The following is an 11,632-nucleotide window of genomic DNA, read 5'->3' as shown; positions in this document are numbered from 1 at the left end:
CACTGCCTGTTCCAGACGCATGTCGCGAACGGCAAGCTCTCGCTCCAGCTCTACCAGCGCTCCGGCGACATCTTCCTCGGCGTGCCGTTCAACATCGCCAGCTACGCACTGCTGACGCACATGCTCGCGCAGCAATGCGGACTCGAGGTCGCGAGTTCATCTGGACCGGCGGCGACTGCCACCTCTATTCGACTCATCTCGAGCAGGCGCGACTGCAACTCGGCCGCACCCCGGCCCGCTCCCGCGGCTTGAGATCGTACGCACGCCGGACTCGATCGACGCATATGAGTATGAGGATTTCGTACTCCACGATTACGTCGCGCAGCCGCACATCAAGGCGCCCGTCGCGGTCTGAACCCGCCGCCCGAACAGAGAGCGAATCGCAATAGGAACCCGTGACGGCGCGCGCGGTTGACCGTCCGAACCCATTCGGAAGGCCATCATGGACATCACCCAGCTCATCCTCGACGAACATGCCCAGCAGCGCGCGCTGTTCGCACAGATCGACAGCATCGACGCCAAGGACACCGAGGCGCTGTCGGCACTGTGGACCCGCCTCAAGAACCTGCTCGACGCGCATGCCGAGGCGGAAGAGCGCTTCTTCTACCCGCGGTTGATGAAGATCGGCACCGGCGGCAACGACGCCGACTCGGCCGCCGAGGAGACCGAGGACGCGATCGAGGATCACAACGACATCCGCGAAACCGGCGAAGCGGTCGACAAGCACCCGGTCGGCTCGGACGCGTGGTTCGAGGCGGTCGGCGAATGCAACAAGGCGAACAGCGATCACCTCGCCGAGGAAGAGCGCCAGGGCCTGACCGACTTCCGCAAGCATGCGACGCTGGAAGAGCGGCACGAGCTGGGCGTCCGGTTCGCGGCGTTCGAGGCGAACCACCTGAACGGCGTGAAGGTCGTCGAGAAGGATCCCGAGGCGTACGTCAAGGAACACGCTCCGAACTGATCCACCCGCTTCTTACCACCCGCGAAGGCCGGGGTCAACGGTGGAAAGGTGGTCGTAACGGAGCGCCGTCTTTCACCACCGACGTCCCCCAACTGGGCCCCGGCCTTCGCCGGGGTGGTGATACAAGCATAGCCCCCCGCCCCCATATCCGGCATGATACCCGCATGATCACCTTCTACCTCGCCCGCGCCAGCAACGGCGTCATCGGCCGCGACGGCCAGCTCCCCTGGCGCCTCCCTGCCGATCTCAAGCGCTTCAAGGCGCTTACGATGGGCAAGCCGATGGTGATGGGCCGGAAAACGTTCGAGAGCTTCCCGAGCCCCCTCCCCGGCCGCCGCCATATCGTCCTCACCCGCGGCCACTGGCACGCCGACGGCGCGGAAGTGGCGCATTCGATCGACGAGGCGCTCGCGATGGCCGGCGACGACGTCGCGGTGATCGGCGGCGCGCAGATCTATGCGCAGCTGCTTCCCCATGCCGACCGGATCGAGCTCACCGAAGTCCATGACGAACCCGAAGGCGACGCCTTCGTCCCCGCGTTTGACGGCTGGCACGAGATCGCCCGCGAAGACCACCCGGGCGAAAAGCAGCGCCCACCCTACAGCTTCGTCACCCTCACCCGCCGGTAAAGACTGTTCTCCGGCGACGGCGGGAGCTCGGACTGGACTCCCGCCTTCGCGAGACAACAAGGAGGCGCGGGAGACAACGACACGGAAGGACTATCGTCATCCGCGGCGTCTGGGTACTGACCCGTGCATGCAACGGCTCGACGGTGGCGCATCCATCCCTTCGCATCTGGCGGACGGGATCGTGGCGCTGGGTAATTTCGACGGATTCCATCTCGGTCACCAGGCGGTGGTCGCGCGCGCGATCGCGTGGGCCAAGGCGGAGGGTCGCCCCGCGCTGGTGGCGACGTTCGATCCGCATCCGGTCCGCCATTTCCGCCCTGATACGCCCCCCTTCCGCCTCACGACGCTCGACCAGCGCGAGCGGCTGTTCGCAGACGCTGGCGCCGATGCGATGGTGGTGTTCCACTTCGACGGCGATCTCGCCGCGCTGACCGCCGAGCAGTTCGTCGCCGACCGGCTCGAACGCAATCTGCGGATCGGCGGCGTGGTGACGGGCGAGGATTTCACCTTCGGCCATGCCAAGAGCGGCACGGTCCACACGCTCGCCGCGCGCGGGCCGGTCCACGGTTTCCGCGCAGAAACGGTCGGCGCGGTTGCGCTGGATGGCGAGACGGTGTCCTCGACCCGGATCCGCGAGGCGCTGCGTGCCGGCGACATGGCGACCGCGACCCGGCTGCTGACGCGTCCGTTCGCGATCGAGGGCGTGGTGCAGCATGGCGACAAGCTCGGCCGCACGATCGGCTATCCGACTGCCAATCTCGACATGGGCAACTATCTGCGCCCCGCCTACGGGATCTACGCGGTGACCGGCCAGCTGGAGGACGGGCGCGTGCTGAAAGGCGCGGCGAACCTCGGCATCCGCCCGAGCTTCGATCCGCCGAAGGAACTGCTCGAACCGCATTTCTTCAATTTCACCGAGAATCTGTACGGGCAGACGATCGAGGTCGCGCTGATCGACTATCTGCGCCCCGAGGCGAAGTTCGACAGCCTCGACGCGCTGATCGCGCAGATGGACATCGACTGCGACCGCGCGCGCACCATCCTCGGCTGACTGCGCCACTGCTGGTGCGTGCGGGAGGGGGGATGGCAACGGGCCCCCGGCTCGGCTACAGCCCGCCCCACCTATGACCGACGCACCCGCCCCCGCCGCGCGCGATTATCGCGACACCGTCTTCCTGCCGAAGACCGACTTCCCGATGAAGGCCGGTCTCGCCGCCAAGGAGCCGGCGATCCTCGAGCGCTGGGCAAAGCTCGGCATCTACGACCGGCTGCGCGAACAGCGGCTCGGGCGCGAGCGGTTCATCCTGCACGACGGCCCCCCGTACGCGAACGGCGACATCCACATGGGCCATGCGATGAACAAGGTCCTGAAGGATATCATCGTCCGCTCGCAATCGCTGATGGGCAAGGACGCGCCCTACGTCCCCGGCTGGGACTGTCACGGCCTGCCGATCGAGTGGAAGGTCGAGGAAGCGTATCGCGCGAAGAAGCTGAACAAGGACGACGTCCCCGTCGACCAGTTCCGCGCCGAATGCCGCGCCTATGCCGAAAAATGGGTCGCCGTGCAGAAGGGCGAGTTCGAGCGGCTCGGCGTGATGGGCGACTGGGCCGATCCGTACCTCACGATGAAGTACGACGCCGAGGCGACGATCGTCGCGAACTGCTCAAATTCGCCGAGAGTGGCCAGCTGTACCGCGGTGCGAAGCCCGTGATGTGGTCGCCGGTCGAAAAGACCGCGCTCGCCGAGGCCGAGGTCGAATATGAGGACATCGTCTCGACGCAGATCGACGTTGCCTTCGAGATCGTCGACGCGCCGAACGCGCCCGAACTGGTCGGCGCGCATGCGGTGATCTGGACGACGACGCCGTGGACGATCCCGGTGAACCAGGCGCTGAGCTATGGAGCCGAGATCGAGTATGTCTGCGTGCTTGCGGACGATCGCTATGTCGTGATCGCCGAGCATCTGCTTGATAGCGTTCGCACGCGCATTGGCTTCGATCTTTGGTCGGAGAACATCAAGTGGCGCGGTAAGGGTTCGCAACTGGAAGGCGCGACCGCACGCCACCCGATGCACACCCTCGGCGGGTTCTTCGCGAAGCCCCGCCCGTTCCTCCCCCGGCAGCTTCGTCACCACCGACGCGGGCACCGGGCTCGTCCACATGGCGCCGGATCACGGCGAGGACGATTTCGAGCTCTGCAAGCAGTACGGCATCGACCCCGTCTTCGCGGTCGACGGTGCGGGCATGTACCGCACCGACTGGGCCTGGCTCGGCGGGCAAGGGTCCGTCATCAACAAGAAGTTCGTGGCCGCCGACGGCCCGATCTGCACCGACCTGCGCGCGACCGGCGCGCTGCTCGCGGCGAGCGACGACTTCAAGCACAGCTACCCGCATTCGTGGCGTTCCAAGGCCAAGGTGATCTTCCGCGCTACGCCGCAATGGTTCATCCCGATGGATGCGGCGACGTCGGTCGGGATCCAGGGTGCTTCGACTTCGCTCAGCACGAACGGGGTTGGGGATGCGGACTCACCCACGGTAGGGGTTGAGGGCACGCCGACGCCCGGGGCCATCGACGCACCCACACCGTTCGCCCTGAGCGAAGTCGAAGGGCCTGGATCGAGCAACGGCGCAACCCTCCGCGAGATCGCGCTCGATGCGATCGCCGCGACCACCTGGATCCCCGCACGCTCGGAAAACCGGATCACGTCGATGGTGCAGGGCCGCCCCGACTGGGTCATCTCGCGCCAGCGCGCCTGGGGCGTGCCGATCGCGCTGTTCGTCGACCGCGCCACCGGCCAGTACCTCAACGACCCCGCCGTCAACGCGCGCATCGTCGAAGCCTTCCGCCAGAACGGCGCGGATGCGTGGTACGCCGACGGCCACCAGGCGCTGCTCGGCCCCGATTACGACCTCGCCGACTATGAGGTCGTGAAGGACATCCTCGACGTCTGGTTCGATTCGGGCTGCACCCACGTCTTCACGGTCGAAGCGCGCTACGGGGAAGGCACACGCGCCAACCTGTACCTCGAAGGGTCGGACCAGCATCGCGGCTGGTTCCAGTCGAGCTTGCTCGAAAGCTGCGGCACGCGCGGTCGCGCACCCTATGATGCGGTCCTCACCCACGGCTTCGCGCTCGACGGCCAGGGCCGCAAGATGTCGAAGAGCCTCGGCAACGTCGTCGATCCGCTGAAGATCATCGGCGAGAGCGGCGCGGACATCCTGCGCATGTGGGTCGCCTCGACCGACTATTTCGACGATGTGAAGATCGGCAAGGAGGTGCTCGCCACCGCGTCGGATTCCTACCGCAAGCTGCGCAACACGTTCCGCTACATGCTCGGCGCGCTCGAGGGCTTCGACGAGTCGGAACGCGTCGCGGTGTCCGACATGCCCGAACTTGAGCGCTACGTGCTCCACCGCCTGGGCATGATCGACACCGAACTGCGCCAGGCGGCGGAAGGCTATGAGTTCAACCGCTACACGCGGCTGCTGACCGACTTCGCGAACGAGGACCTGTCCGCGTTCTTCTTCGATATCCGCAAGGACTCGCTCTACTGCGACGCGCCCGGCGACGTGAAGCGCCGCGCGTATCGCACGGTCCTCGACGTGCTGTTCCACGCGCTGGTCCGCTACGCCGCGCCGGTGCTGTGCTTCACCGCGGAGGAAGTCTGGCAGTCGCGCTTCCCGAGCGAGGACAGCTCGGTCCATTATCTCGAATGGCCGTCGCTCCCATCGCTCGACGCGGACGACGTCGTCGGCGCCAAGTGGCAGGAAATCCGCGCGCTGCGCGTCGCCGTCACCGAGGCGATCGAGCCGTTGCGCCGCGAGAAGACCGTGCGGTCCAGCCTCGAGGCCGAGATCACCGTCCCATCGATGCTGCTCGACGCCAACGCGCTGGCCGAGGCGTTCATCGTCGCCAAGGTCACGCCGGGCGATGCGGTCACCGTGACGCGCACCGACTTCCACAAATGCGGCCGCTGCTGGCGCCACCTCCCCGAGGTGACCACCGACGGCGAGCTCTGCAACCGGTGCGAAGAGGTGGTGGCGCATGCGTAACCTGCCAAAGGCCGGCTTCGGGGCGGCGATCGCGCTGTTCCTCGCCGACCAGCTCAGCAAATGGGCGGTGACGCGTCCGCTCGGGATCGATTCGCTCGGCGATGCGCAGACGATCACGTCGTTCTTTGACCTGCGCTTCGTGCCCAATATCGGCATTTCGCTCGGGTTGCTGCCCGCCGATGGCCATCTGACGCGCTGGGCGCTGGTGCTTCTGACGGGCGCGATCTCGGTCGGGGTCGCAATCTGGATGACGCGCGAAAAGAACAGGGCGGATCAGATCGCGCTGGGCTTCGTGCTCGGCGGTGCGGTCGGCAATATCCTCGACCGGATCCGGCTCGGTTATGTCGTCGATTTCGCCGACCTGCATATCGGCGAGTGGCGCCCGTTTTTGGTCTTCAATGTCGCGGATGCAGCGATTACTGTCGGCGTGCTCGTCCTGCTTGTCCGGGCGCTGCTCGTGCGCGAGAAGCCCCCTGTGGAGAATTCCCATGCGTAAGTTTGTGCCCCTGGCTGCCGGTCTGGCGAGCGTCGCGTTGCTGTCCGGCTGTGGCGCCGGCAAGAGCCTCGATCGTGCGCGACCGGACGAGTTCGCCGTCGCCCGCCAGGCTCCTTTGGTCATCCCGCCCGATTTCGCGCTGGTGCCGCCGCAGCCGGGTGCCGCACGGCCGCAGGATACCGCCGCGAACGCCCAGACGCTCGACGCGCTGTTCGGCGGCACCGCTGCGCGCAGCCCTGCCGAAGCCGGCGTGCTGAGCGAAGCTGGCCCCAGCGCGGCCGACCCCGGCATCCGGTCCAGCGCGGGCGATCCCGGCACGACCGTGATCGACAAGGGCTCGACCACGCGCGACATCGTTGCCGCCCCCGAAGGCGACGGCCAGGATGCGCGCGCCACCGCCAACTGATCGGTTGCTGCAAGACGCGAAAAAGGGCGGCTCCCGCAGGGGGGCCGCCCTTTTTCGTGTTCGGTCGATGGCCACCCCGCCCGCCCTGATCCGTAGGTACCTCAGCTTCCGCTGGGGTAACGAGATGGGGCATGAAGCGACGGTGCAAAATGCCGCAACCGCGCGCTCCCGCCATCCCGGCCAAGCGCCAAGACGACGACAGCGCCCGCGTTACGTCAGAATGCGGCGGTCAGCGACGCCAGCACCTTCCCGTTGGCGATCGAACCGACGCGTCCTGCCCACGGCTGAAGCTCGGCTGGAGATACGCCGACTCCGCCTTGCTGATGTCGGTATCGACATAGGCGACGCCCAAGGTCAGCGGCGTGCCCGGAATCACGTAATCGGCACCCACCAGCCAGTCGAAATATTCGCCGGTCGGCGACACGCTGGTGGCGAATGGCCCGAGCCCCTTGTTGCCGTTCGAATAGCCGACATGCGCCTTCACGGTCAGGCCGGTATCAGGAATGCCGCTGCTGACATCGCCCCACAGGTACAGGTTCGAATCCTTGGCGTTGACGCGGTCATAGACCCCATTGGCGGCCGAGGTGCCGTTCGAATACCAGGGCCCCAGCGCCTGCTGCTTGGGCGCATAGGCGACGCCCGCGGTCAGCGCGACCGGGCCGGCGGTGCCCGACAGCTTGGCATAGGGCTCGATGAAGTCGGTATTGTCGAAGCCCGACGGGTACATGTACCACGTCGCGCCGACGTCGAGCGTGCCGCCACCGACGGGAAGCTTGTACCCGGCGATCAGGTCGAGCTCCATGTTGGCGCCGCCGAACGTGCCCCAGCCGGCGAGGTTCGATCCCCAGGTGCCGATATAGACGCCGCTCTTGTGCGCGATCGTGATGCCGCCCTGAACCGCGAGATTTTCGTCCGACTGCGACACGCCGCGAAAGCGATAGTCGCTGACAAGTCCGACCGATCCGCTGACCGTGACGTCCTTGGGTGGCGCCGTATCCTGCGCGAACGCAGGGGGTGCGGCAGCCAGCGCGAGGCCGCCGAAGAGGATAGTGGAGAAGCGCATCGTTTCCCTTTCGAAACTGGAAATTCGATGTCCCCGCCTGCACCCGCGGACGCCGCATCTATCGAGGCATGGCCTCCGAGCGCGGTCTTTCCTGCGGTGACAAATGAATGACAGTCGTTGATGCACTGCACAAGCGATTATTGCGCCAGGCGCGGTGTTGACGCCATGGATGTTGCGCACCGGCCACACCGTCTCGGTTGCAACGCGCGAGTGCGCGCCGGCCTATCGACGCAGGATCGGCGTGCGACGCGGCGCTTCCCAGCCCTCGCGCGCCAATTCGGGCATGTCCGCCTCGCGTTCGGGATAACCGAGGCAGAGATAGCCGACGAACCGCCATCCCTCCGGCACGCCCGCAATGTGCGCGATCCGCGCGGGGTCTAGGATCGAGACCCAGCCGAGCCCGATCCCCTGGGCGCGCGCCGCCAGCCACAATGTGTGGATCGCGATCACGGCGGAATAGGCGACGCTTTCCGGCATGGTCTGACGCCCCAGACCATGGCCCTGACTAGGATCGGGTTCGACGAACACCGCGATGTGAACGGGCGCCTGCTCGAGCCCGGCGAGCTTCAACCGGGCGTAGAGCGCGGCACGCGTCTCGTCTTGCCCGGCCAGCGCGGCGGCGTTGCAGGCGGCAAAGTCCGCGCGGATCGCGTCGCGTCGGGCGGAGTCGTCGATCGTGACGAACCGCCAGGGCTGGCTGAGCCCAACCGACGGCGCGGCGTCGGCGACCGCGAGCAGCGCGTCGACTGCGCCCGCGGGCAGCGGATCGCGCCGGAACCGGCGGACGTCACGGCGCCAGCGGAACAGCAGGTCGAGCCTGGCCTGAAACGCCGTATCGAAGACCGGGCCTCCAGCGTCGGGCGGTTCTGTGTGCATGGCTGGCACGCTGTACCCGATCAAGTCCGGCGAGCAAGGTCGCTAGCCGCGCACCGCCCGAAAGGCGGCGAGCCCCGCGTCGAGATCGGCGATCAGGTCCGCCGGGTCCTCGAGCCCGATCTGAAGGCGGATCATCGGCCCGGCGACCTCGCGGCGGGTGACGCTGCGATAGCGGTGCGGATCGACCGGCAGCGCCAGGCTTTCGAACCCGCCCCAGCTATAGCCGATCCCGAACAGCTCGAGCGTGTCGATCAGCGCGGCCCGCGACGCCTCGTCACCGCCGTCCAGCACGAACGAGAACAGCCCGCTCGATCCCTTGAAATCGCGCACGAACAGGTCGTGCCCCGGGCAGCCAGGCAGGGCCGGATGCAGCACCTGCGCCACCTCCGGACGCGCCTCCAGCCACTGCGCGATCGCCAGCGCGCTCGATTGATGCTGGGCCAGCCGGACCGCCATCGTTCGCAGCCCGCGACTGCCGAGCCAGCAATCGTCGGGACTGGCGATCTGCCCCAGCTGAAAGCTCGTCTCGCGCAGCGCCTTGAAATGGCCGGGCCCTGCCGTCACCGATCCGAGCATCGCGTCCGAATGGCCGACGACATATTTGGTGCACGCCAGGATCGTCAGATCGACGCCGTGGCCGATCGCCGGAAAGAACAGCGGCGTGGCCCAGGTATTGTCGAGCAGGGTCGTCACGCCGCGCGCGCGCGCGGCCGCGACAATGGCGGGGATGTCCTGCACCTCGAAACTGAGCGAGCCGGGACTTTCCATGAAGATCGCGCGGGTCTTCTCGCCGATCAGGTCGGCGATGCCCGCACCGATCAGCGGGTCGTAGAAGCGGGTCGTGATGCCGAACCGCTTGAGCAGGCCGTTCGCCATCCCGCGCGTCGGGTCATAGGCGCTGTCGACCAGCAGCAGTTCGTCGCCCGGCGACAACACCGAGAGCAAAGCCGCGGCGATCGCCGCGACCCCCGATCCATAGAGGAACGTGCCTTCCGCCCCGGGTTCGAGCGTGGTCAGCGCATCCGCAAGGCTCCACTGCGTCGGCGTGCCCTTGCGACCGTAGAACAACCGATGATGCGTATCGCGGGTCGCGCTGTCGCGAAGATGGCCAACGGAATCATACAGGATCGTCGACGCCCGCCAGACCGGCGGACTGACGATCGCCCCTTCCCCGACACCACGAGTCCATTCCGCGCGACGTCCGGCGAGCACCACCTTGGTGGCGTCGCCGACCGGCCTTGTCGTTTCGGTCATTGCGTTCCTGTCGCCTTCGCGCCCATTGCCTTCGGCGTCGACGGATCGCCGCCCCATTCCGACCAGCTGCCGTCGTACAGCGCGGCTTCGTTGCCAAGCAGATGTGCGCCGAACGCCAGCACCGCCGCGGTGATTCCCGATCCACAGGTCGTCACGATCGGCCTTGCCAGATCGATGCCCGCGCCCTCGAATGCCGATCGCAGCGCGTCGCCCGTCTTCCACGTGCCGTCCGCGTTGAACAGCGTGGCATAGGGCAGTGATTTGGATCCGGGGATATGCCCCGATGCGGTGCCAGGTCGCGGGTCCGCCTCGGCACCGGTGAACCGGGCGGCGGAGCGTGCATCGACGACCTGCTCGGCGCCGCTCGACAGGTTCGCGGTCATCTGGTCCTTCGTGCGAACAGCCTTGTCGTCGGCCCAGATGGTGAAGTGGCGATGCCGCACCGCCTGCTTGCCCGACTCCGTCTCGCGCCCTTCGGCCTGCCATTTCGCCAGACCGCCGTCGAGGATCGCGACATTGTGCGCACCAAAGGTTCGCAGCATCCACCAGGCGCGCGCCGCCGTGCGCCAAGGCGAGCTGTCGTACAGCACGATGCGGCTGCCGTCGCCGAGCCCGAGCGACTGCATCCGGCTGGCGAACTTGGCGGGCGACGGCAGCATGTTGGGCAGGTCGCTGTCGGTGTCGCGAAGCTCGGCGAGGTTCAAGAACACCGCGCCGGGAATATGCGCCGCCGCATAGTCCGCCGCAGCGTCGCGACCCTCGGCATAGGTTGCGTCGACGACCCTGAGATCGCCAGCGCCCGGGACGCTGGTCTCGAGCGCGTTCGCCAACCATTCGGTGCTCACCAGCGTGTCCATGACCTGCCCTCCTGACGGTTGGCGCGAATAGTAACCGGCGCACGCCCGAACGTCGAGGCCGCGGCTCGGCCGCCGCCCCGCCAGCTAGGTCTTGAACGCCAGCCCGATCGTTACCGCCAGCCCGATGAGCGAAAGCATCTGGACGGTCGGCCAGTCGACCCAGCCGACCGCGTCGGGATCGCGCCGCCGATGGCGACGGCGGGCGCCCAGACCCGATGCGATCGCGAGCGCCGCAAAGCCGCCGCTCACCGTCCACAGCAACGGTGCCATGTCAGCTCCCGAGCTTTTCCACCTTGTCCTGAAGACTGGCGAGTTCGGTGCGCAGGGCAGCGATCTCCTCGTCCTTCGTTGCCGCCGGCCTGGCGGCTGCTGGTGCGGGGGATGCTGCAGCCGCAGCATTGCCGGGGGCAAAGGCCTGCGCTGCAACGTCGAACATCGCCAGATTACGCTTGGCAATGTCGGCGAAAGGCGAATGGGCAAACGCCCCTTCGACCGCGGTCTTGAACTGTTCCTGATTGCGGCGGAAGCTATCCATCGATGCCTCGAGATAGCCGGGCACCATCTTCTGCATCGAATCGCCATACATCGAGATCAGCTGGCGCAGGAAATTGACCGGCAGCATCGTCTCGCCGCGGCTTTCCTCCTCCATGATGATCTGGGTGAGGACGTTGTGCGTGATATCCTCTTCGGTCTTCGCATCGACGACCTTGAAGTCACGGCCCTCGCGAGTCATCGTCGCGAGATGATCGAGCGTGATGTAGGATGATGTTTCGGTATTATAAAGCCGCCTGTTGGCGTACTTCTTGATGATGACAAGCCCGTCGACCGTGCTTTGCTTCTTCATATGCAGCCCCTCCACGTGACCGGGGCAAACGCTACGCGCTTTGACATTGCGCCGCAACATGGTCCACGGCCATTGCCGCTGTTCCTCGCCATGTTGCGCAACGAAACCGCAGCATCGCCCGACCGCCGCGCGCGGGCGCTGGCCGGGCTCGACCGCTATCAGGCCGCGCCCCGGGATCTGCCTTTGCCGCCCCG

At 66.9% G+C, this 11,632-nt stretch carries 10 protein-coding genes and 4 pseudogenes; 8 read left to right on the top strand and 6 right to left on the bottom strand.

Translation table 11 applies throughout. The features are described 5' to 3' along the window. The 7 genes and pseudogenes from thyA to NI18_RS12900 all read left to right on the top strand — a co-directional run. Positions 1-355: pseudogene (gene thyA, locus NI18_RS12930) on the top strand (thymidylate synthase); the annotation flags it as partial. 87 nt (positions 356-442) lie between these two features. Beyond that, complete coding sequence (locus NI18_RS12925; protein ID WP_031395906.1) at positions 443-961, top strand: hemerythrin domain-containing protein; 519 nt, start codon at positions 443-445, stop codon at positions 959-961. A gap of 164 nt (positions 962-1,125) precedes the next feature. Then, positions 1,126-1,590, top strand: a complete 465-nt coding sequence (locus NI18_RS12920) for a dihydrofolate reductase (RefSeq protein WP_037530279.1) — start codon at positions 1,126-1,128, stop codon at positions 1,588-1,590. A gap of 127 nt (positions 1,591-1,717) precedes the next feature. Then, entirely contained in the window at positions 1,718-2,641 is a 924-nt protein-coding gene (locus NI18_RS12915) for a bifunctional riboflavin kinase/FAD synthetase (RefSeq protein ID WP_037530277.1), read from the top strand. 73 nt (positions 2,642-2,714) lie between these two features. Beyond that, positions 2,715-5,642: pseudogene (gene ileS, locus NI18_RS12910) on the top strand (isoleucine--tRNA ligase). Beyond that, on the top strand, positions 5,635-6,138 hold the full coding sequence (gene lspA / locus NI18_RS12905) for a signal peptidase II (protein ID WP_031395901.1): 504 nt from the start codon (positions 5,635-5,637) through the stop codon (positions 6,136-6,138). The pseudogene ileS and the gene lspA overlap by 8 nt, the downstream one beginning before the upstream one ends. Continuing rightward, the gene (locus tag NI18_RS12900) at positions 6,131-6,544 is read left to right on the top strand and encodes a DUF3035 domain-containing protein (RefSeq protein WP_031440002.1); all 414 of its coding nucleotides are present in this window, start codon (positions 6,131-6,133) and stop codon (positions 6,542-6,544) included. The genes lspA and NI18_RS12900 overlap by 8 nt, the downstream gene beginning before the upstream one ends. Before the next feature lie 215 nt (positions 6,545-6,759). Here the strand turns inward: NI18_RS12900 and NI18_RS12895 are convergent. The 6 genes and pseudogenes from NI18_RS12895 to phaR all read right to left on the bottom strand — a co-directional run bounded on the left by NI18_RS12895 (position 6,760) and on the right by phaR (position 11,438). Continuing rightward, a pseudogene (locus NI18_RS12895) lies at positions 6,760-7,607 on the bottom strand (TorF family putative porin). Between the two features lie 222 nt (positions 7,608-7,829). Beyond that, positions 7,830-8,483, bottom strand: coding sequence for a 5,6-dimethylbenzimidazole synthase (gene bluB, locus NI18_RS12890; protein WP_037530275.1), 654 nt, complete (start codon positions 8,481-8,483; stop codon positions 7,830-7,832). 42 nt (positions 8,484-8,525) lie between these two features. Continuing rightward, complete coding sequence (gene metC / locus NI18_RS12885) at positions 8,526-9,737, bottom strand: cystathionine beta-lyase (protein ID WP_037530281.1); 1,212 nt, start codon at positions 9,735-9,737, stop codon at positions 8,526-8,528. Then, positions 9,734-10,594, bottom strand: coding sequence for a sulfurtransferase (locus tag NI18_RS12880; RefSeq protein WP_037530273.1), 861 nt, complete (start codon positions 10,592-10,594; stop codon positions 9,734-9,736). Before NI18_RS12880 ends, metC begins: the two co-directional genes overlap by 4 nt. Before the next feature lie 84 nt (positions 10,595-10,678). Next, complete coding sequence (locus NI18_RS12875; protein ID WP_031439999.1) at positions 10,679-10,864, bottom strand: hypothetical protein; 186 nt, start codon at positions 10,862-10,864, stop codon at positions 10,679-10,681. Position 10,865: 1 nt separating this feature from the next. After that, the gene (phaR, locus tag NI18_RS12870) at positions 10,866-11,438 is read right to left on the bottom strand and encodes a polyhydroxyalkanoate synthesis repressor PhaR (RefSeq protein ID WP_031439998.1); all 573 of its coding nucleotides are present in this window, start codon (positions 11,436-11,438) and stop codon (positions 10,866-10,868) included. A gap of 90 nt (positions 11,439-11,528) precedes the next feature. Here phaR and NI18_RS24380 point away from each other — a divergent pair. Then, positions 11,529-11,632 (top strand): annotated as a pseudogene (locus tag NI18_RS24380) (alpha/beta hydrolase); the annotation flags it as partial.

It is taken from the genome of Sphingomonas sp. Ant20 (genome assembly GCF_000783375.1).
In the GTDB taxonomy this organism is placed as follows: domain Bacteria; phylum Pseudomonadota; class Alphaproteobacteria; order Sphingomonadales; family Sphingomonadaceae; genus Sphingomonas; species Sphingomonas aerolata.
This window is presented reverse-complemented; position numbering and strand designations above follow the sequence as displayed.